The organism is Saccharothrix sp. (genome assembly GCF_031180885.1).
Taxonomy (GTDB): Bacteria; Actinomycetota; Actinomycetes; order Mycobacteriales; family Pseudonocardiaceae; genus Actinosynnema.
The window spans coordinates 61,054-82,194 of record NZ_JAPSLK010000016.1; the positions used below are offsets into that span (position 1 = coordinate 61,054).

Annotated in this window: 16 protein-coding genes; 8 read left to right on the plus strand and 8 right to left on the minus strand. The window is 71.2% G+C overall.

Annotated elements, in window-relative coordinates; all coding sequences use genetic code 11:
- Positions 1-76: 76 nt before the first annotated feature.
- Together RIN75_RS20280 and RIN75_RS20285 are read left to right on the plus strand one after the other, a co-directional pair.
- Positions 77-3,334: a S8 family serine peptidase gene (locus RIN75_RS20280; protein WP_309113547.1), complete on the plus strand. Its 3,258-nt coding sequence runs from the start codon at positions 77-79 to the stop codon at positions 3,332-3,334.
- 73 nt (positions 3,335-3,407) lie between these two features.
- Complete coding sequence (locus RIN75_RS20285) at positions 3,408-4,166, plus strand: PIG-L family deacetylase (protein ID WP_309113548.1); 759 nt, start codon at positions 3,408-3,410, stop codon at positions 4,164-4,166.
- Here RIN75_RS20285 and RIN75_RS20290 read toward each other — a convergent pair.
- The 3 genes from RIN75_RS20290 to RIN75_RS20300 all read right to left on the minus strand — a co-directional run bounded on the left by RIN75_RS20290 (position 4,141) and on the right by RIN75_RS20300 (position 6,590).
- Positions 4,141-4,572, minus strand: coding sequence for a hypothetical protein (locus RIN75_RS20290; protein WP_309113549.1), 432 nt, complete (start codon positions 4,570-4,572; stop codon positions 4,141-4,143). The genes RIN75_RS20285 and RIN75_RS20290 overlap by 26 nt on opposite strands.
- A 122-nt stretch (positions 4,573-4,694) precedes the next feature.
- A complete protein-coding gene (locus tag RIN75_RS20295; RefSeq protein WP_309113550.1) occupies positions 4,695-5,837 on the minus strand; it encodes a mechanosensitive ion channel domain-containing protein in 1,143 nt (380 codons plus the stop codon).
- A 135-nt stretch (positions 5,838-5,972) separates the two neighbouring features.
- Positions 5,973-6,590: a TetR/AcrR family transcriptional regulator gene (locus RIN75_RS20300; RefSeq protein ID WP_309113551.1), complete on the minus strand. Its 618-nt coding sequence runs from the start codon at positions 6,588-6,590 to the stop codon at positions 5,973-5,975.
- 53 nt (positions 6,591-6,643) lie between these two features.
- Here RIN75_RS20300 and RIN75_RS20305 point away from each other — a divergent pair, with 53 nt between their 5' ends.
- Together RIN75_RS20305 and RIN75_RS20310 are read left to right on the plus strand one after the other, a co-directional pair.
- Positions 6,644-7,192, plus strand: a complete 549-nt coding sequence (locus RIN75_RS20305; protein ID WP_309113552.1) for an iron-sulfur cluster-binding domain-containing protein — start codon at positions 6,644-6,646, stop codon at positions 7,190-7,192.
- A 33-nt stretch (positions 7,193-7,225) separates the two neighbouring features.
- The gene (locus tag RIN75_RS20310; RefSeq protein WP_309113553.1) at positions 7,226-8,134 is read left to right on the plus strand and encodes an alpha/beta fold hydrolase; all 909 of its coding nucleotides are present in this window, start codon (positions 7,226-7,228) and stop codon (positions 8,132-8,134) included.
- Here the strand turns inward: RIN75_RS20310 and RIN75_RS20315 are convergent.
- The 3 genes from RIN75_RS20315 to RIN75_RS20325 all read right to left on the minus strand — a co-directional run bounded on the left by RIN75_RS20315 (position 8,043) and on the right by RIN75_RS20325 (position 11,143).
- Positions 8,043-9,359 carry a DUF4173 domain-containing protein gene (locus tag RIN75_RS20315; RefSeq protein WP_309113554.1) on the minus strand — a complete coding sequence of 439 codons (1,317 nt, stop codon included), beginning with the start codon at positions 9,357-9,359 and terminating at the stop codon, positions 8,043-8,045. The two genes, RIN75_RS20310 and RIN75_RS20315, sit on opposite strands and share 92 nt — an antisense overlap.
- An 84-nt stretch (positions 9,360-9,443) precedes the next feature.
- Positions 9,444-10,478, minus strand: coding sequence for a HAMP domain-containing sensor histidine kinase (locus RIN75_RS20320; protein ID WP_309113555.1), 1,035 nt, complete (start codon positions 10,476-10,478; stop codon positions 9,444-9,446).
- Complete coding sequence (locus RIN75_RS20325) at positions 10,475-11,143, minus strand: response regulator transcription factor (protein WP_309113556.1); 669 nt, start codon at positions 11,141-11,143, stop codon at positions 10,475-10,477. Before RIN75_RS20325 ends, RIN75_RS20320 begins: the two co-directional genes overlap by 4 nt.
- Positions 11,144-11,260: 117 nt before the next feature.
- Here RIN75_RS20325 and RIN75_RS20330 point away from each other — a divergent pair, with 117 nt between their 5' ends.
- The 3 genes from RIN75_RS20330 (at position 11,261) to RIN75_RS20340 (ending at position 16,035) form a co-directional block, all read left to right on the plus strand.
- The gene (locus tag RIN75_RS20330) at positions 11,261-13,435 is read left to right on the plus strand and encodes an ATP-dependent RecD-like DNA helicase (protein WP_309113557.1); all 2,175 of its coding nucleotides are present in this window, start codon (positions 11,261-11,263) and stop codon (positions 13,433-13,435) included.
- Between the two features lie 84 nt (positions 13,436-13,519).
- Entirely contained in the window at positions 13,520-14,620 is a 1,101-nt protein-coding gene (locus RIN75_RS20335; RefSeq protein WP_309113558.1) for an RNA polymerase subunit sigma-70, read from the plus strand.
- The gene (locus RIN75_RS20340; RefSeq protein WP_309113559.1) at positions 14,617-16,035 is read left to right on the plus strand and encodes an MFS transporter; all 1,419 of its coding nucleotides are present in this window, start codon (positions 14,617-14,619) and stop codon (positions 16,033-16,035) included. The genes RIN75_RS20335 and RIN75_RS20340 overlap by 4 nt, the downstream gene beginning before the upstream one ends.
- A 393-nt stretch (positions 16,036-16,428) precedes the next feature.
- On the opposite strand, the gene RIN75_RS20345 is transcribed toward RIN75_RS20340, so the two are convergent.
- Positions 16,429-17,229, minus strand: a complete 801-nt coding sequence (locus RIN75_RS20345; protein WP_309113560.1) for a MerR family transcriptional regulator — start codon at positions 17,227-17,229, stop codon at positions 16,429-16,431.
- A gap of 226 nt (positions 17,230-17,455) precedes the next feature.
- Between RIN75_RS20345 and RIN75_RS20350 the strand changes: the two genes are divergently transcribed.
- Complete coding sequence (locus RIN75_RS20350; RefSeq protein ID WP_309113561.1) at positions 17,456-19,195, plus strand: M14 family zinc carboxypeptidase; 1,740 nt, start codon at positions 17,456-17,458, stop codon at positions 19,193-19,195.
- A 179-nt stretch (positions 19,196-19,374) separates the two neighbouring features.
- Here RIN75_RS20350 and RIN75_RS20355 read toward each other — a convergent pair whose 3' ends face one another.
- Complete coding sequence (locus tag RIN75_RS20355) at positions 19,375-21,006, minus strand: glycosyl hydrolase family 18 protein (RefSeq protein WP_309113562.1); 1,632 nt, start codon at positions 21,004-21,006, stop codon at positions 19,375-19,377.
- Between the last annotated feature and the right edge of the window lie 135 nt (positions 21,007-21,141).

Sequence of the window (21,141 nt, forward strand, 5' to 3'; positions counted from 1 at the left end):
CGCTGTTCGCATGATTGCCCGGCGGGACCCGGAAGGATGTGCTTGCGCCAATCTTTCCCCACGAAGGGTTTGCGCCGTGATCAACTCAGGAAGTCGGTGGAGACACCGCACCAGTGCGGCCTTGCTGGCCGCCGTGCTGGGCACGACTGGGTTCGGCTTCGCCGCCGCTCCGGCCGTGGCGCAGGAAGCGCAGAACGCGCCGAACGCGCCCGCGCCCGCCGACAAGCAGCTCGACAAGCAGGACCGCGAACGCCTCGCCCAGGCCGAAGCCAACGGCCAGGAGAACGTCACCCTGCTGGTCGCCGCCGAAGAGGGCAAGTTGGACTCCGCGGCCAACGACCTCAAGGCACTCGGTGGCGTGGTCGAGTCCACCGAGCGCGACGTCGAGTACCTGAAGGTCTCCGTCCCGCGCGAGAACGCCGAGAAGGCCGCCAAGCTGGCCTCGGTCAACGCGGTGGACGTCGACGGCCTGGTGGCGCTGGACAACCCGCGCCCGGAGGGCACGACGAACCCGTTGCCGCAGAAGGCACCGGACGCGAACACGCCCAAGAAGAACCCGTACATGCCGATCCAGGACACCAAGGCGGCGCAGTTCACCGACGAGAAGCCCGAATGGGACGGTCGGGGCGCCACCATCGCCATCCTGGACACCGGCATCGACCTGGACCACCCGGCGCTGTCCACCACGTCCACCGGCGAGCGCAAGATCGTCGACTGGTACAACGCCAACGCGATCAACTCCGGTGACGGCACCTGGGTGAAGGTCGCGGGCCGTTACAACGGCTCGTTCACCCCCGTGGCCGGCGGCGCGACCTACAAGGCGCCCGCCACCGGTGGCCCGTTCAGCTTCGGCCTGTTCAACGAGACCGCGGGCGACCTCGGTCTGGCCAACAGCGAGTTCGGCGGCGACATCAACCGCGACGGCGACCGCACCGACTCCTTCGGCGTCCTCCAGGACGTCACCACCAAGGAAGTCCGCGTCGACGTGGACGGTGACGGCGACTTCACCGAGCACGGCGCGATGATCGACTACAAGTACAAGAAGGACGTCGGCCACTTCGGCGCGGACAACCCGGCCACGCCGGTGCTGGACACCGTCGCCTTCGTGGTCCAGACGGACCGGTCGATCTACGACAACGCCGGCCAGGCGTACGTCAACCTCGGCATCTCCGCCGCCCACGGCACGCACGTCGCGGGCATCACCTCCGCGCACGAGATGTTCGGCGGCCGGATGGACGGCGCGGCGCCCGGCGCCAAGCTGATGGCGGTCAAGGTCTGCCTGACCACCCCGTCCTGCACCTCGTCCGGCCTGATCGACGGTGTCCTCTACGCGGCGCGCAACGGCGCGGACGTCGTCAACATCTCGATCGGCGGCCTGCCGGCGCTCAACGACGGCAACAACGCCCGTGCGGAGCTCTACAACCGCACGATCGCCGAGTACAACATGCAGATCTTCATCTCGGCCGGCAACAGCGGCGCGGGCGCGAACACGGTCGGCGACCCGTCGGTGGCCACCGACGCGATCTCCGTCGGCTCCTACATCACCAGCGCGACCTGGCTGTCCAACTACGGTTCGGTCACCGCGCAGAAGGAGGGCCTGCACGGCTTCTCCTCCCGCGGCCCGCGCGAGGACGGTGGCTTCAAGCCGAACATCGTCGCGCCCGGCTCGGCGATCTCGACCATCCCGCAGTGGCAGAACCCGGGCCCGGTCGCGGGCACGTACGCCCTCCCGGCCGGCTACGCCATGTTCAACGGCACCTCCATGGCCGCCCCGCAGGCGACCGGCGCCGCCGCGCTGCTCGTCGGCGCGTACAAGGACGAGCACGACGGCCGGCGTCCCCCGGTGAAGGAGCTGCGCGACGCCATCCACTCCGGCGCGCGCTGGGTGACCACGCTCAAGGCCTACGAGCAGGGCGCGGGTCTGTTCGACACCAAGCGCGCCTGGGCGCAGCTCGCCGCGCACCCGAACACCCAGAGCGTCACCACCTCGGTGACCGTCAGCACCGCGCTGTCGGCGCTGCTGAACCCGGCCCACACCGGTGTCGGCATCCACGACCGCGAGGGCGTGCAGATCGGCAAGGAGTACACCCGCACCTACACCCTGACCCGCACCACGGGCCCGAACACCAACCAGGTGTTCTCCGTGCGCTGGCAGGGCAACGACGGCACGTTCTCCTCGAAGTCGTCGGTCAGCCTCCCGCTGAACACGCCGGTCAAGCTCGACGTCAAGGTCAAGCCGACCACCGCGGGCGTGCACTCGGCCGTGCTGAAGCTGGACAACCCGGCCACCCGCGGCACCGACGTGCTCACCCTGAACACCGTGTTCGCGGCCGACCAGTTCACCGCGGACAACAAGTACTCGGTGACCAAGACCGGTTCGGTCGCGCGCAACCAGACCCACAGCTACTGGGTGAACGTCCCGGCGGGCACCAGCGCGCTGAAGGTCGACATGGTCGGCGGCGGCGCCGAGGCCGGCAAGGGCCAGGTCCGGTTCCTGCGCTACGACCCGTACGGCGTGCCGAACGACACCACGTCGTCCACCAACTGCTACAACCCCGACGCGGGCGCGGGCTGCGCCGGCGGCTCCCCGACGAGCCGCACGGTCAGCAACCCGATCCCGGGCGTCTGGGAGCTGGTGGTCGAGGCGCGCCGCACCTCCGACGCCGACACCGCGCCGTACACGCTGACCGCGTCCGTGCTGGGCACCTCGGTCTCGCCGAACCCCGACACGATCGCCTCGGCCACCCCGGGCGTCGGCATCGACCGCTCCTGGTCGGTGACCAACGCCCTGGCCGCGTTCAACGGCCGGCTCGTCGGCGGCGCGTTCGGCAGCGCCAAGATCGACCGCCCGACGATCGCCCACACCGCCCGCCAGACCTACGACGTGATCGTGCCCGCGGGCACCACGTCCCTGCGGGCGACCATCGGCAAGCCCGCCGACATCGCCGCCGACCTCGACCTGTTCGTCTACAACTGCACCTCCGGCACCTGCGTCATCGCCGGCCAGCAGGCGGACGGCGACTCGGAGGAGTCGGTGACGATCAACAACCCGGCCGCGGGTCGTTGGCAGATCGCGGTGGACGGCTACGACGTGCCGGCCGGCACGACGGAGTACGACTACATCGACGTCTTCGCCGCTCCGGGCCTGGGCACCATCACCACGACGGACACCAACGCCGACCGCACCGCCGGCGCGACGTGGAACGTCTCCGGTGTCGTGACCGCACAGGCCGCGGCCGGTGAGGGTCGCGTCCTGCGCGGCGAACTGACCGTGCAGACCGCCGAGGGCGCCGTGGTGGGCCGCGGCGCGGTAATCGTGCAGAAGGTCGCCTGATCACTCGGCAAGGCATGGGCCGCTCCCGGCGCACTCAGCCGGGGGCGGCCCTCGCCGTTCTAAGGTCGACCGGGTGGATCGACGCTCATCGACTGTGGTCGCGCTGCACGCCCACCCCGACGACGAAGTCCTGCTCACCGGCGGCACCCTGGCCCGCGCCGCCGCGTCCGGTTGCCGGGTGGTGGTCGTCGTCGCGACCGACCGGATGTGGGACGAACCGCCGACCCGCCTGGACGAGTTGCGGGCCGCTGCGGCGATCCTGGGGGTGCATCGGGTGGTGCACCTCGGGTACGCCGACAGCGGGCACGGCGCGATCCTGTTCGACGACCCGCCGGGCCGGCAGCGGTTCGTCCGGGCCGATCTCGACGAAGCCGCCAGCCGCTTGGCCGCCCTGCTGGCGGAAGAGAACGCGGATGTCCTGCTGAGCTACGACTCGAACGGCGGCTACGGGCACCGCGACCACGTCAAGGTCCACGAAGTCGGGCGGCGGGCCGCTGAGCTGACCGGAGTCCGGCTCCTCGAAGCGACCATGCCCCGGGACGCCGTCCTGCACATCGCGCGAGTCCTGAAAGCGCTGCGGACCCCGTTCCGCTACGAAGGGCTGGAACGCGCGTTCAGCCCCAGCAAAGCCATCACCCACCGCTTCAACGTCCGCCGGTTCGCCCGGCAGAAGCAAGCCGCCCTCGCCGCCCACCGCTCGCAGGTCGAGGGCAAAGGGCGGCTGTCGGCGGTCATGCGGTTGCTGGTGCGGCTGCCCACCCCGGTGTTCGGGTGGTTGACCGGGCGCGAGTGGTACGTCGAGCCGGTTAAGGGGTCGGGTCGGCGTTGCTGAGGGGCTCGTCCACGTCCACCCGGCGCACGCCCTCCGTCGCCACCACCCGCTCGACGTCCGCGACCGGCACGGACACCCGGATGTAGCCGATGGACGTGTCGGTGGCCTCGACCGTGGCGCCCAGTCCGCGCAGCGCCGCCGCCGTGCGCTCGGTGGCGTTCGCCTCCGTGGAGATCACCAGCACCACGTTCGGCACCCCGGACCGCTGCGCCCGCTCCAGCACCTCCTTGCCGTGCGGGCTGAGCTTCGCGGGCATCTGGACCTCCGAAGTAGTCGTGACGGTCGTGGTGGGCACGCTGCCCGGGGAGTTGGCGCCCGTGAAGTCAACCCCCGTGCCGCTGTCCCGCACCGGGGCGCCGCACGCCACCAGCGCGAAGCACGCCGCCACCACCACGATCCGTCTCATGAACCCTCCAGAAGCCATCCTGGCACCAGGACGGACCAACCGGACCGAACGGTTGCGTCACACCCCGCAGCCCGCGGTCGACACCCCGCAGCTCACAGCCTGTCGGGCGCCGACCGCCCGTCCTACGCCGACCGCCCGTCCGGGCCGCTGAACGCCTGCACCCGCTCCTGACCATCCTCGCTCTCCCCGAACACCCGGTTGTCCGACCCGGACGCCTCCGTCCCTGACGCATCCTTCTGGGCAACCGCCTGCGCCCGCGGCAGGTCCCGCACCCGCATCTGGGGCAACGCGCCCGGCTGGCGCGATCGCAGCCACGCCACCAGGTGCTCCCGCACCTCGCACCGCAGGTCCCACAGCCGTCCGGCGTCGGTCGCGCTGACCAGCGCGCGCACCCGCACGAACGCCCCCACCGCGCCGGTCACCTGGAGCACGCACACCCGCCCGTCCCACAGGTCGTCCGACTCCAGGAACTTCCGCAGCTCCTGCCGCATGTCCTCCACCGGCACGGTCCAGTCCACGTCCAGCTCGACGGTGCCCAGCAGCGCGGACTGCGTGCGCGTCCAGTTCTCGAACGGGGTCTTCAGGAAGTACGCCGTGGGCAGGATCAACCGCCGGTCGTCCCAAAGGTGCACGACCACGTAGGTCAGCGTGATGTCCTCGATCCGCCCCCACTGGTCCTCCACGACCACCACGTCGTCCAGCCGCAGCGCGTCGCTGAACGCGATCTGCACCCCGGCGAACACGTTTCCCAGCAACGACTGCGCCGCCAGCGCCGCGATCGCGCCGATGACACCGGCCGACGCCAGCAGGCTGGTCCCGGCCGCCCGCGCCTCGGGGAAGGTCATCAGCACCGACGCGAACGCCAGCACGCCCACCACGACGACGGTCACCCGCCGCACCAACGTGATCTGGGTGTGCACCCGGCGCGCGTGCCGGTTGTCCGACACGTCCACCCGGATGCGGGCGAGCGTGGCGTCCTCGGCCACCACCAGCAGCGCGGCCAGCAGCCACGCGCCGGCGAGGATGAGCGCTATCCCCACGACGTGCAGGGCGACCGGCCGCCACTCGCCCCACCCGACCACGCCGATGGAGAACTGGACCGCGACCAGCACGGCGACGGCGAGCGCGGGCCGGTGGGCGTGCGCGGCGAGGCCGGCGAAGAGCGCGGACCGCCGACCGATCCGCCGGACCACCCGGTGCACCGCGGCCACGACCGCGAGCGCGACCAGGACCGAACCGGTGAACGTGAGCACGGCGATGAGCACAGAACAACCTCCTGGTGTTCGGGGCATCCTCCGACCCGTACCCAGCCCGCCCGTCACCCATTCACCGCAGCGACCTTCTTCACGATCGGCTCAGGCGTTGGGCAGTGCGATCGGCTCAGGCGTCGGGCAGTGCTCTCAGCCGTTGGGCAGGAAGTGCGCCATGCGCCCCACGAACGCCACCAACCGCTCCGGCGGGAAGCGCTCCGGGTCGGTGATCGCGAGCCGCCCGGCCATCTCGGCCAGCGCCAGCATCGCGTGGCCCAGCAGCTCGGCGTCCAGCTCCGGCCCGCCCATCGCCTTCAACCCCAGGTCCGCCAACGCGTTGACCTGCTCGGTGACCTGCGCCCGCACCCGTTCCACCTGCTGCCGGAACTCGACGGGCGTGCCCTCCGGCGGCAGCAGCACCAGCCGCCAGCGGTCGGGGCTCTCCACCACCGCGTGCACGAACGCGCGCACGGTGTCCGTGTACAGGTCCTCCGGCGGGCGCTCGTCCAACCCCTCCGGGATGGCCTCCAGCACCTGGGCGGTGGCCCGTTCGGCTTCCCGTTCCAGCAGAGCGGAGATGACCTCGGCCCGGTTCGCGAATATCTCATATACGACTGGCTTCGTGACACCGCACTGCCGCGCCACGGCTTCCATGGTCAGCACGTCGAACCCGCCCGCGGCGATCAGCGCCAGCGCACCGTCCAGCACCTGGTCCCGCCGCTGCGCCGCGGGGAGGCGGGGGGCGTACTTCCGGCGCGTTGTGCTCACCCGCCCATATTGCTACGGTGGCGTAGCTTTCACAAAGCTACGTTGGCGTAGCAATGGCGCGGGAGGTCGAGATGGAGCCCGACAACCTCGTGTTGCAGCCCCTCGGTTCCGCGCGCCCCGAGTCGGGTGTGAACCGGGCACTGCGGCTGACCGTCGCGCAACGACGCCAAGAAGTCGACGATGTGGTGAGCCCGTTCCTGGACGAACTGCCGGAGCACGCCCACATCCGCCCGGACGACGAGTTCGGCCCGACCGACCTGCACGAGATCGTCAGCACCTTCCCGGCCGACGGCTCGGTGTACTGCTGCGGTCCGACACCGATGCTCGACGCCGTCCGACACGCCTTCGCGTCCCGCCGCCTGCACTTCGAGCGCTTCCCACCACCGCCCATTGTGGACGGACGACTGTTCGCGATGGTGTTGCGCCGCAGCGGGGTCACGCTGCAAGTCCCGGCCGACCGCTCGGCCCTGGACGTCCTCGAAGACCTGCGCCCGACCGTGCCCCACTCGTGCCGCCAGGGCTTCTGCGGCACGTGCGAGGTGGACGGCGTCCGGATCTGCGTCGCCCGTCCCGCGAACGACCGGCTCGTGCTCGACCTCTGACCCCGCCGACCCCTGAAGCCCTTGGAGGGAACCGTGTTCGTCGAATCCGATGGCGTGCGGCTGTCCGTGTACGAGCGCGGCGACCGCTCCGCCCCCACGGTCGTCCTCGTGCACGGCTACCCCGACACCCACCGCGTGTGGGACGCCGTCGCCGCGATCCTCGCCGAGGAGTACCACGTCGTCACCTACGACGTGCGCGGCGCGGGCGCGTCCGGCAAGCCCCGCGACCTGGCCGGGTACCGGCTGCCGGTGCTGGCCCGCGACCTGTTCGCGGTCGTCGACGCGGTCAGCCCCGACCAGCCGGTGCACGTCGTGGCGCACGACTGGGGTTCCATCCAGGCGTGGGAGGCGGTGACCACGCCCGGCGCGCGGATCGCCTCCTACACCTCGATCTCCGGCCCGTGCCTGGACCACGTCGGCCACTGGATCCGCCGCCGCCCGACCGTCAAGCACCTCAAGCAGTGGCTGCACTCCTGGTACATCCTCGCCTTCCACCTGCCGTTCCTCGCCCCGTTCGTGTGGCGGCGGGTGATCGGGCCGCGCTGGGCGAAGGTGTTGCGCCGCCTCGAAGGTGTGCAGGCGCACGTCCCGGACACCATCGTCGAGGACGGCGTCAACGGGATCTCCTTGTACCGCGCCAATTTCATCCCCCGGCTGAGCGCACCCCGGGTCCGGCGCACGGACGTCCCGGTGCAGATCATCCAGCCGCTCAAGGACAACTACGTCACCGATGGCGTCCTGGACGCGGCCACCCCTTGGGTGCCGAACCTGCGCCGCCGAGTGCTCGACGCCGGCCACTGGGCACCCGTCACGCACGCCAAGGTCGTCGCGCTCCTGGTCACCAACCACATCACTGCACACACCCCGTCGGGTGGAACTCCCGCAACGCCTCCCGCGCCCGGCTCCGCGCCAGGTTCCACGACCGCCAGTCGTCCTCGCTGACGTACCGGTACTGGAGGACGCACTGCCGCATCGGCTCGGGGAGCGTGGCCAGCACCGGGACGGCGTCGACGGACAACCGCCGCAGGTACTGGAGGTCGATCTTGCCGGTCTCCTGCCACCGGGCGATGTTGCGCTCCGCGGTGAACCGGTCCGGGTTGAGCACCGCCAACCCGACCAGCCCGACGAACCCGCTGGCCAGCACGGCCCGCGGCAGCCACCCGCCGCGCATCCGCACGCCCGCGACCAGCACCATCAGGTACACCAGCGCCAGCCACAGCTCGCACGCCGACACCAGCACCCGCAGCGTGGTGAACCCGTAGGCCTGCTGGTAGATCCACATCCGGGCCAGCGCGGACGCCACGATCACCAGCGTGAGCACGGTCAACGCCCCCAGCAGGCCGCGCAGCCACGTCCGGTCGGCGTCGTCCGCGACCCGGGCGGCCACCGCGATCACGAGGAGCGTCAGCACCGCGACCGCCAGCAGCTGCCAGAACCCGCGCCGGGCGTACTCGGCGTATGTGACACCGGCGGTCCGGATGACGTAGTCGTCCCCGCCGAACAAGGTCGTGACCTGCACCCCGACGAACGCCGTGAACAACGCCACCAGCGCCCCGACCGGCATCGCCCAGTCCCGCAACGCCACCGTCCGGCGCTCCCCGGGCACCTCCTCCGGTTTCGGCGACCCCGCCAGCCGGCACGCCCCCACCACCCCCAGCCCGACCGCGAGGAACACCACGATCCACTGCCCGTCGACCTCGGGCACGGACTCGCCGAGCAGGTCCGCGAACGCCGCGTCCGCCCCGGCCAGCAGCGGCACGAACACCGCGAGCACCGCGGCGGTCAGCAGGACCGGCCGGGCCATCCGGCTGGACCCCGACGTCCTGACCCCGCGCGCCAGCCACGGCACCGCCGGCGGGATCGCCATCAGCACCGCGGCGGAGCCGAGCAGCAGCCCCTTCGCCGTCCGCCCGCCGACGACGGCCAGCGACCCGGCGGCGCACCCGGCCACCACGCACAGGGTGAACAGGTCCCCGTCGGCGACCAGCGTGCCGGTGGCGAACAGGAGCAGGCTGAGCGCGGCCCAGCCCGGTCTGACCTTCCTGATCAGGGCGAACACGACCAGGGCGGCGAGCAGCCAGCCGAGCCCGGGTTCGTCGAGCGGGATCAGGACGGCGGCGCAGGCCCCGCCGAGGAGACCGGTGAGCAGGACGCGGTTGGGTGACATGAGACCTTCCGAAAACGTTTGCGGCCCGAAAACGGGCGCGTTCGACCAAGGCGTGTGCTCGACACGCCTCTCAAAAGGGAAGCCCTAGGCCGTCGTGGCGGTCCGAATGCTGGGCAGGGTGGCCCGGATGCGACAGCCGGGGCCGTCGACCACCGCGATGCTGCCGCCGTGCAGGTCGATGATCCAGCGGGCGATGTTCAGCCCCAGGCCCGTGCCGCCCCCGCCGGCCCGCTCACCCCGGGTGAACCGCTCGAAGACCCGTTCCCGGTCCTCCGGTGCGATGCCGGGGCCGTCGTCGGAGACCTCCAGGACCAGGTCACGGGCCACCCAGGTCGCGGTCACCCGGACCTCGCCGCCGGACGGGCCGTGCCGGGCGGCGTTGTCCAGGAGGTTGACCAGGACCTGGTGGACGCGGGCCCGGTCGGCGACCACGGTCGCGGTCGGCGGGCGGACGTCCACCACGAATCTCGTCGCCGGGGACGCCACCGAGGCCTCCGCCACCACGTCGGCCAGCAGGGGCGCCACCGGGAACTCGGCCAGGGTCAGGCGGTGCGCGCCGGCGTCTATGCGGGACAGGTCCAGCAGCTCGGTCACCAGGCGGCCCAGGCGCTCGGTCTGGGCGAGGGCGGTGCGCATGGTCCGGGCGTCCGGGGCGGCCACGCCGTCGACCACGTTCTCCAGGACGTTCTGGAGGGCGGTGATGGGGGTGCGCAGCTCGTGGGAGACGTTGGCGATCAGCTCCCGGCGCTGCCGGTCGGCCGCCGCCAGGTCCGCCGCCATCTGGTTGAACGCGCTGGCCAGCTCGCCCACCTCGTCGCGCGCGGTGGCCCGGACCCGCTTGCTGTAGTCGCCGCGCCGCATCGCGCGGGCCGCCGCGGTCATCTCGCGCAGCGGGCGGGTCATGCCGTGCGCCAGGACCTGCGAGGTCACCAGGGCGATGACCAGGGCACCCGTGGTCGTGCTGTAGGGCAGCCAGCCGATGCGGTACCAGAAGAACGAAAACCCGGCCGCGCCCGACGAGACCAGCAGGATGCCCAGCTTAAGCTTGATCGAGCGGACCGGGTCCAGGGGTCTGGGCAGGAAGTCGACGAACGCGCTGAACGCTGTCCGGAGCTTCACCGCGGTGCCTCCAGGGCGTAGCCGACACCGTGGACGGTGCGGATCAGGTCCGTGCCGAGCTTGCGCCGCAGCGCCTTGATGTGGCTGTCCACGGTCCGGGTGCCGGTGCCCTCGTTCCAGCCCCAGACCTCGTTGAGCAGGCGTTCCCGGGACTGGACGGCGCGCGGCCGTTCGGCCAGGTGCACCAGCAGCTCGAACTCGGTCGGCGTGAGGTGCGCCTCGGCGCCGGCCCGCAGGACACGCCGTTCGGCGAGGTCGATCTCCAGGTCCGCGACGGTGATCCGGGTGGCGGAGGCGGCCGAGGACCGCTCCACCCGGCGCAGCAGGGCGTGCACGCGGGCGGCCAGCTCGCGGATGGAGAACGGCTTGGTCAGGTAGTCGTCCGCGCCGACCGCGAGCCCCACCAGCAGGTCCGTCTCGTCACCCCGGGCGGTGAGCATGAGCACGGGTACCGGCCGGTCGGCCTGGATCCGGCGGCAGACCTCCAACCCGTCGAACCCCGGCAGCATGACGTCCAGCACGACGAGGTCCACGTCCCCCGCCTTGCGCACCGCCGACGGCCCGTCATGCGCCAACTCGACTTCGAACCCCTCGGCACGCAACCGCGCGGCCACCGACGAGGCGATCGTCAGGTCGTCCTCGACCACCAGAACCCGGCGTGTCATGGCACCGACTGTAGGTGTCGCCGGTGGAGAGCCTCGGTGAGAGTTGTGAACGTCGTGTGGAGGCCGCGCAGGAGGGCACGTGCCGCGCGTGGAGGTCCGGGCTTATAAGTTGGCGGGATGGCGGATGCGGTCCTCGAAGCAACCCTGGAGCGGATCACGTTCGCCAGCGAGGAGACCGGCTACACCGTGGCCCGCGTGGACACCGGGCGCGGCGGCGGCGATCTGGTCACCGTCGTCGGCTCGCTCTTGGGCGTGCAGCCCGGCGAGACGATCCGGATGCGCGGCCGGTGGGGCTCCCACCCGCAGTACGGCCGCCAGTTCGTCGTCGACGACTACACGTCCGTGCTCCCCGCCACCATCCAGGGCATCCGCCGCTACCTGGGCTCCGGCCTGATCAAGGGCATCGGCCCGGTCCTGGCCGACCGGATCGTCACCCACTTCGGCCTCGACGCGCTGGACGTCATCGAGCACTCGCCGGAGCGCCTGATCGAGGTCCCCAAGCTCGGTCCGAAACGGACGAAGCTCATCGCTGCGGCGTGGGAAGAACAGAAGGCCATCAAAGAGGTGATGGTCTTCCTCCAGGGCGTCGGCGTGTCGACGTCTCTCGCCGTGCGGATCTACAAGCAGTACCAGGACCGGTCCATCGACGTCGTCCGGCAGGAGCCGTACCGGCTGGCCGGTGACGTGTGGGGCATCGGGTTCCGGACCGCGGACGTGATCGCGAAGGCGGTCGGCATCCCGCACGACAGCCCCCAGCGCGTGAAGGCCGGCCTGCAGTTCACGCTGTCCGAGGCGACCGGCGACGGCGACTGCTTCCTGCCGGAGAACCAGCTGATCGCGGACGCCGTGCGCATCCTCCAGGTCGACGCGGGGCTGGTGATCGACTGCCTGGCCGAGCTGGTCGACGAGGAGGGGGTGGTGCGCGAGGTCATGCCGGACGGGGAGGCGGCCGTGTACCTGGTCCCCTTCCACCGGGCCGAGGTGTCGCTGGCCGGGTCGCTGCTGCGGTTGCTGCGGACCGACGCCGAGCGGATGCCGGCGTTCCGCGAGGTGGACTGGGACCGGGCGTTCGGGTGGCTGGGCGCGTCGCTGGAGGAGAAGCAGCAGGAGGCCGTCCGGTTGGCCCTCACCCGGAAGGTGGCCGTGCTGACCGGCGGTCCGGGGTGCGGCAAGAGCTTCACCGTGCGGTCGATCGTGCGGCTGGCGGTGGCCAAGCGGGCGCGGGTGGTGCTGGCCGCGCCCACCGGGCGGGCGGCGAAGCGGCTGGCCGAGCTGACCGGGCACGAGGCGCGCACCGTGCACCGGCTGCTGGAGCTGAAGCCCGGCGGTGACGCCGCCTACGACCGCGACCGGCCGCTGGAGGCCGACCTGGTCGTGGTCGACGAGGCGTCGATGCTGGACCTGTTGCTGGCCAACAAGTTGGTGAAGGCGATCGCACCCGGGACGCACCTGCTGCTGGTCGGCGACGTGGATCAGTTGCCCTCGGTGGGGGCTGGGGAGGTGCTGCGGGACGTGCTGGCGCCCGACAGCCCCGTCCCGCACGTGCGGCTGACGCACATCTTCCGGCAGGCGCAGGAGTCCGGCGTGGTGACCAACGCGCACCGCATCAACTCCGGCGAGTACCCGCTGGTCCAGGGCCTGCCGGACTTCTTCCTGTTCCCCTGCGAGGACGCGGAGGAGGCGGCGGCGCTGACCGTGGACGTGGTGGCGTCCCGCATCCCGCGCAAGTTCGGCCTCGACCCGCGCACCGACGTGCAGGTGCTCACGCCCATGCACCGCGGCGCGGCGGGCGCGGGGGCGTTGAACGTGGTGCTCCAGGAGTCCCTGACGCCGGCCGGGCCGAACGTGCCGGAGCGGCGGTTCGGCGGGCGCGTGTTCCGGGTGGGGGACAAGGTCACGCAGATCCGGAACAACTACGACAAGGGCGCCAACGGGGTGTTCAACGGGACGCTCGGGGTCGTCACCGGGATCGACGTCGTGGACCAGAAGGTGACGGTTCGGACGGACGAGGACGAGGACGTGGACTACGAGTTCGCCGAACTGGACGAGCTGACGCACGCGTACGCCATGACGATTCACCGGTCGCAGGGCAGTGAGTACCCGTGCGTGGTCATCCCAATCACCACCAGCGCATGGCTGATGTTGCAGCGCAACCTGCTCTACACGGCGGTGACGCGGGCGAAGAAGCTCGTGGTGCTGGTGGGTTCGCGGAAGGCGATCGGGCAGGCGGTGCGGACGGTCGGCGCGGGCCGCCGGCACACCGCTCTCGACGTCCGGTTGAGTCAAACCTGACGCAATTTCGCGGAAACTGCGACCACTTCCCGGTGTGCCCGGTGTCCATACCTGTGCGAGGACCACGGGTTGGGAGGGACCACCATGCGACCGACACCCCAGGCGGGTGCCGACGAACCGCTCGCGCGCGGCGGTGAACTGCTCGCGCTGGCGCGTGAGGGGGACGGTGACGCGTTCCGGGCGCTCGTCGAGCCGCACCGCGGTGAGCTGCAACTGCACTGCTACCGCATCCTCGGGTCCGTCCAGGACGCGGAGGACCTGCTCCAGGAGACTTTGCCGGCGGCGTGGCGGGGCATCGGCGCCTTCGAGGGGTGGGCGTCGGTGCGGACGTGGCTGTACCGGATCGCGACCAACCGCTGCCTGAACGCGTTGCGCGCGGGCGACCGCAGGCCGTCGGCGGACTACCGGCCGGAGGTCCCGCTGCCCGAACCGTCCCACCTGCACGCGGAACCGGTCTGGCTGGAGCCCTACCCGGACGTCCTGCTGGACGGGATCGCCGACCACGCGCCCGGTCCCGAGGTCCGGTACGAGGTGCGGGAGTCGGTGTCGCCAGCGTTCCTGGCGACGCTCCAGCAGTTGCCGCCAAGGCAGCGGGTCGTGCTGGTGCTGCGGGACGTGCTGGGGTTCAGGGCCGCCGAGGTCGCGGCGATGCTCGACACGACCCCGGACTCGGTGAACGGGGCCCTGAAACGCGCCCGCGCCACCATGCCCGGCACTTTCCCGTCCGCGCACTCCGCGCCGCTCGCGCACGCTGCCCCGCTTCCGCACTCGGCCCCGTCCGCGCACTCCGCTCCGCTCCCGCACTCCGCTCGGGAACGCCGGGTGGTGGACGCTTTCGTTCGCGCGTTCGAGGCCGGGGACGTGGCCGCGGTGGTGGCCCTGCTCAGCGACGACGTCCGGCTGACCATGCCTCCGCTGCCCTTGGCGTACCAGGGATTGGCGGATGTCCGGAACTGTCTTGTGTCGGTCGCCATGCGCGACGGCAGGCGGCACCGGCTGGTGCCGACCCGGGCGAACGGGCAGCCGGCGTTCGGCGCGTACGTGCTCACCCCGATCCCGCGGGCGCACGGCGTGATCGTGCTGACGCCGGCCGGGGACCGGGTGCCGGCGGTGACCCGGTTCGTCGACAACGCGCTGCCGGCGGCGTTCGGGCTGCCCCGGTCGTTGCGGGGAGACCACCGGTGACCGTGCGGCAGAGGTGGGTGTTGGCGCTGGCGTCCCTGGCGTCGTTCATGGTCGCCCTGGACAGCATGGTGGTGACGACCGCGTTGGCCACGATCCGGGAGGACCTGGGGGCGTCGGTCGAGTCGCTGGAGTGGACCGTCAACGCGTACAACCTGACGTTCGCGGTGCTGCTGCTGACCGGGTCGGCGCTGGGGGACCGGTTCGGGCGGCGGCGGGTGTTCGTGGTCGGGCTGGCGGTGTTCACGGCGGCGTCGGCGGCTTGCGCGTTGTCGCCGGACATCGGGGTGCTGATCCTCTCCCGGGCGGCGCAGGGGGTTGGCGCGGCGATGGTGCTGCCGTTGTCGTTGACGCTGGTCAGCGCTGCGTTCCCGGCGGCGCAGCGGGGGCGGGCGATGGGGTTGTACCTGGGGTTGACCGGCTTGGCGACGGCGAGCGGGCCGTTCGTCGGCGGGGTCGTGGTCGACGGGTTGGCGTGGCAGTGGATCTTCTGGCTGAACCTGCCGATCGGGGTGGTCGCGATCGCGCTGGCGACCCGCCGGGTCGACGAGGGTTTCGGCGCTCCGGCCCGGCTGGACCTGGTCGGGGTGCTGCTGGTGACCGCGGGTGCGTTCGGTGTGGTGTGGGGGTTGGTGCGGGCGAACGCGGCGGGGTGGCTGAGCGTCGAGGTGGTCGGGGCGTTGGCGCTGGGGGTCGCGCTGGTGGTGGTTTTCGTCCTGTGGGAACGGCGGACGCCGGCGCCCATGCTGCCGATGCGGTTCTTCCGGCTGCGGGCGTTCGCGACGGCGAACCCGGCGAACTTCTGCATGTTCGCGTCGTTGTACGGGACGTTGTTCTTCCTGGCGCAGTACTTCCAGGTGGCGCAGGGGGACACGCCGTTGGAGGCCGGGCTGCGGCTGGTGCCGTGGACGGGGACGTTGATGGTGTGCGCGCCGATCGCGGGGCGGTTGGTGGATCGTTACGGCGAGCGCACTTTCGTGGTCGGCGGGTTGTTGTTGCAGACCGTCGGCGCGGGTTGGATCGCGGCGACGAGGGGCGGGGATTCCGGGTTGGCCGCGGCTCTGGGCGTGGGCTCGGGCTACGCGACTGTGTTGCCCGCGCTGGTGCTGGGCGGTGTGGGGATGACCATGGCGATGCCCGCGGCGCAGAAGGCGGTCGTCGGGGCCGTGGGGCCGGCGGAGATCGGGCAGGCATCGGGGGCGTTCATGATGCTGCGGATCTTGGGCGGGGTGTTCGGGGTGGCGGTGGCGGTCGCGGTGTTCGCGGGGTTCGGGGGCTACGAGTCACCGGCGGCGTTCTCGGCAGGCTTCACAGCGTCCATGACGGTGGTCGCCACTTTCGCCCTGGTCGGCGCCTTGATCGCCCTATCCATGCCCACCCGCCAACCCTCCACCTCCCACACCCCAGCCGCCGCCTAAAACCACCCCCGCCCCGCCGCCTACCCCTGCCCAGCCCGCCCAGCCCGTGCCCGCCCAGCCCGTGCCCGCCCAGCCCGTGCCCGCCCAGCCCGTGCCCGCCCAGCCCGTGCCCGCCCAGCCCGTGCCCGCGCGGCCCGCACCTGCCCAGCCCGCGCGGCCTGTGCCCGCCCAGCCGGCGCCCACGCGGCCCGCGCCCACGCTCCACAGCCCGCACCCGCCGGCCCAACCCGCCCTCGGCCCTGTCCAGGCTGCCCTCCGCCCTCCCCGCGCCCACATCCCTACCCGGCCTCCCGCGCACCTCATCTACCGGGACGCGCGAGTCGCCGGAAGGTCGCAGATCCTGCATGTCACACGATCGGGTGGCGTGCCGACAGCGCACGCCACCCCAACCGCCTACTTCACCGGGTACGCGACGTCGCACACCTCGTCATCCGGCCCCGCCGAGTCCCAATCACCCCAGTACACCTCGCGCGGCGACCCGGCCTCCGCCAAGCCCTGCTCCTTGATCCACTCCGCCACCGCGTCGTAAGCCGACAGGATCTGCGGGTACTCGACCTCCCGCTTCTTCAGCCGGACGTACGCCTCCCGCCGAGCCGGCTCGACGCGCGCCGGCACCGTCGACGGGGCACGCTGGGCCGTGATGGGCATGCACACCTCCACCGGGCCGTCACTGTCCTCGTTCACCTCGCCGTGGTAGATCGCGAACGGGGCGTCGGAAACCCCGCCGAACTCGCCCGCCGCCTTCTCCACGCGGGTCATCGCGCCGACCATCCAGTCCACCAGTTCCGGCTGCAGCACGTGCCGCTGCTCGGTCAGCACGACCTGCTCGGGCACGTCCCGCACCTGGACCTCGTACATCTCCAGCAACCCCTTCCCTCCGGTCAACACGAAGTGGAGGTGCGCGGCCAGGTCCCGCTGCACCGCGAACCGCTGCTCGGCCCGCTCCCAGTACGCCGCGAGCACCGCCGCGCGGTCCGCCGCCGCGACCACCCGGGCGACCTCCGCCAGCGGCATGTCGAGCCGGCGCAGCAGGGCCACCAGGCGGGCGTCCGCGAGCTGGTCCACGTGGTACCGGCGGTAGCCGTTGAACGGGTCCACCGTCGCCGGGCGCAGCAGGCCCTGCCGTTCGTACAGGCGCAACGCCTTGAGCGACAGCCGCGACCGCCGGGCGAACTCGCCTCGGGTGACCAGCATCCGCACTTCCTCCACGCGGTCGAGCCTCGGGCGTGCCCCAGGGGCACGGTCAAGCGTCGCAGAGGACGAGGGTGTTGCGCCGGATGCACGCGGCACCTGTTGACAGCCGAGCCCACAAGCAACAGGTACGGCCGGTCGGAGGGTGTGCAAGGGTCCGGATTTGGCCCATCCTCCTGCTCAACCCTGCCTAGGAGGAACAACCGTGAAGTCGACCAGACGTTCACTCGTGACACTGGCGATAGCCGGTGTCACCGCCGCCGCGGTGGTCAACGGCGGCGTCCCCGGCACCGCGGGCCCCGCACCCGAGGTGACCGCCGCCCCCGCCGGCCCCACGTACGTCTACAAGGTCCACGCGCCGCTGGGCAAAGCCGCCCAGGACCTGCTCGGCCGCGGCTTCGACGTGCTGGAGCAGCGGGAGGGCGACAACCTGTTCGTCCTCGGTGACTCGGCCACCGGCGACAAGCTGAAGAAGGAGGGCTTCACCTCGGTCATCGACGAGGTGCTGCCCGCCCCGCAGTGGGAGCCCCCGAAGCGCAAGTCGCAATCCCTGGACGCGGCGGCGCTGGAGGAGACCTATTACGGCGGCTACCGCACGGTCAACGCCCAGTACGCGCACCTCGACGCGGTCGGCACCCAGTACCCGTCGCTGACCACCGTGGTCGACTACGGCGACTCCTGGCGCAAGACCCAGGGCGCCGGCGGCTACGACCTGCGCGCCATCTGCATCACCAAGAAGAACGCCGGCGACTGCGCGCTCAGCCCGACCGCGCCCAAGCCCCGGTTCTTCGTCATGGGCCAGCTGCACGCCCGTGAGCTGACCACCGGCGACATGGCCTACCGCTGGATCGACCACCTGACCCAGTCCTACGGCACCGACGCCGAGGTGACCGCATTGCTCGACTCCACCGAGGTGTGGGTCGTGCCGATCGCCAACCCGGACGGCGTCAACATCGTGCAGCAGGGCGGGAACACGCCGCGCTACCAGCGAAAGAACGCCAACACCACCAACGGTTCCAACTGCTCCGGCACGTCCTCGTCGCACATCGGCGTCGACCTGAACCGCAACACCGACTCGCACTGGGGCGGCGCCGGCACGTCGTCCAACCCGTGCGACCAGACCTACAAGGGCCCTGCGGCCAACTCCGAGGTCGAGACCAAGGCGCTGCAGTCGTTGTGGCGCAACCTGTACAAGGACCGCCGCGGCACCGGCACCACCGACGCCGCGCCCGCCGACACCACCGGTGTCGTGATCTCCATGCACAGCTACTCGAACCTGATCCTCTTCCCGTGGGGCTGGACCACGTCCTACAAGACCGGCAACGACGCCGCGCTCCGGGGCATGGCGCGGGACATGGCGAACATCGCGGGCGGTTGGCAGTACGGCCAGCCCGGCGAGGTGCTGTACAACGCCGCGGGCGCGACCGACGACTGGGTGTACGACGACCTGGGCACGGCCTCGTTCGTGTGGGAGATCGGCCCGGGTTCGGGCACGTGCAGCGGCTTCTTCCCGTCGTTCTCCTGCCAGGCGTCCACGTTCTGGCCGAAGGTCAAGCCGATGCTGACGTACGCGGCCAAGAAGGCGGCCAACCCGTACGGCGGCGGCGGTGGCACCCCCGGCGCCTGCCCGACCGCGACCAACGCGACCGACGTGAACATCCCGGACAACGGCGCGGCGGTCAGCAGCACCATCACCATCGCGGACTGCACCGGCAACGCGTCGGCGACGTCCGCGGTCGAGGTGCACATCAAGCACACCTACCGGGGTGACCTGGTCATCGACCTGGTGGCGCCGGACGGCTCGACGTACCGGCTGAAGTCGTCCAACAACGACTCGGCGGACAACATCGACACCACGTACACGGCGAACGTGTCGACCGAGGTGCGGAACGGGACTTGGAAGTTGCAGGTCCAGGACGTGTACTCGGCGGACACCGGGTACATCGACTCGTGGAGCCTGACCCTGTAGCAGGTCCACGCGGTTGCGACCCACCGGCCAAGAGGCGGTCCGCGATGACGGGCCGCCTCTTCGCTTGCTCGCTCCGCCGTTCACGCAACGCGCTCCACGCGGGCCGGGAAAACCTTGTCGGGAATGGGGAAAGGCCCCGCTGGGAGACGTCCGCGGGGCCTTTCCGTTGGGAACCCGAGTCAGCGCAGGCCGTTGCCGATCGCCGTGATCAGTTCACCGTTGGTGGTGTCGCCGGACAGCTCCCAGAAGAAGGCGCCGCCCAGGTTCTGCTGCTTCGCCCACGACATCTTGCCGCCGATGGTGGACGGGGTGTCGTAGCTCCACCACTGGTTGCCGCAGTGCGCGTACGCCGTGCCGGCGACGGTGCCGTTGGCCGGGCACTTGGTCTTGAGGACCTTGTAGTCCTCGATGCCCTTCTCGTACGTGCCGGGGGCGCCGTCGGTCGCGGTGCCGCCCGGGGTGGACTGGGTGACGCCGGTCCAGCCGCGGCCGTAGAAGCCGATGCCCAGCAGGAGCTTGGACGCCGGGACGCCCCTCGCCTTCAGCTTCTCGATGGCGGCCTGGCTGTGGTAGCCCTGCTGCGGGATGCCCGCGTAGGACGTCAGCGGCGAGTGCGGGGCCGTCGGGCCCTGCGCCGCCCAGGCGCCGAAGAAGTCGTAGGTCATGACGTTGTACCAGTCGACGTACTGCGCGGCGCCGCCGTAGTTCGCGGCGTCGAGCTTGCCGCCGGCCGAGGCGTCGGCCGGGATGGCGGCGGTGACCAGGTTGCCGGTGCCGAAGCGGGCGCGCAGGGCCTGCATGAGGTTCTTGTAGGCCTCGGGGCCGGAGGTGTCGCAGCTCAGGCCGCAGGCGTTGGGGTACTCCCAGTCGATGTCGATGCCGTCGAACACGTCCGCCCAGCGCGGGTCCTCGACCAGCTTGTAGCAGGACTCGGCGAACGCGGCCGGGTTCTGCGCCGCCGCGCCGAAGCCGCCGGACCAGGTCCAGCCGCCGAACGACCACAGCACCTTGATGTGCGGGTACATCTTCTTCAGCTTGCGCAGCTGGTTGAAGTTGCCGCGCAGGGCGCCCGCGTCCCAGGAATCCGAGGTGCCGTCGACGGAGGTGTCCGCGCCGTAGAACTTGTCGTAGTCGGCGTAGGTGTCGTCGTTCGCGGTGCACTTGCCGCCGGTGACGTTGCCGAACGCGTAGTTGATGTGCGTCAGCTTCGCGGCCGAGCCGGAGGTGTGGATGTTCTTGACGTGGTAGTTGCGGCCGTAGACGCCCCACTGCACGAAGTAGCCCAGGTTCTTGTAACCGGTGGGCGGGACCGTCGTGGTGGTGGTCGTCGTGGTCGTCGGCGACGTGGTGGTGGTGCTGGTCGTCGTCGTGGTGGTCGTGGTGGTGGTCGTCGTGGTGCCACCGCCGGCGTCACAGGACGCGCCGTTGAGCTTGCAGTTCTGCGGGCCGGAGTACGCGCCCGAGTACGTGATGTTGAAGCCGAAGCTCGTCGAGGCGCCGACGGCCAGCGAGCCGTTCCAGGTCGGCTTGACGGTCACGTGCTGGCCGCTGGCGGTGTAGCTGCCGTCCCACAGGGAGCCGACCCGGTGGCCGGACGGCAGGTCGAACTCGACGGTCCACGTCGAGATCGGCGCGGAGCTGTTGTTCGTGATCGTGTACTTGCCCTCGTAGCCGGTGCCCCAGTCGGAGCCCTTGGTGAAGGTGGCGCCGAGGCCACCCGCGCCGCTCGCCGCCGGCACCAGGACCAGGCCGAGCACGGTCGAGGCCACCGCCACGACCAACGCTGTGAGATGCCATCGGGTCTTGGACATCGTGCTCCTCGTCAGGGAAGGAGTGCAGGGTTGTGAAGAACATGTGGTTCAGACCACTTCACGGTCAAGGTCTAGACCACTTCTGTCACTCGAACGGACTAGTGGATCGGGCTGGGAAAGCGTTTCCACCGAGGT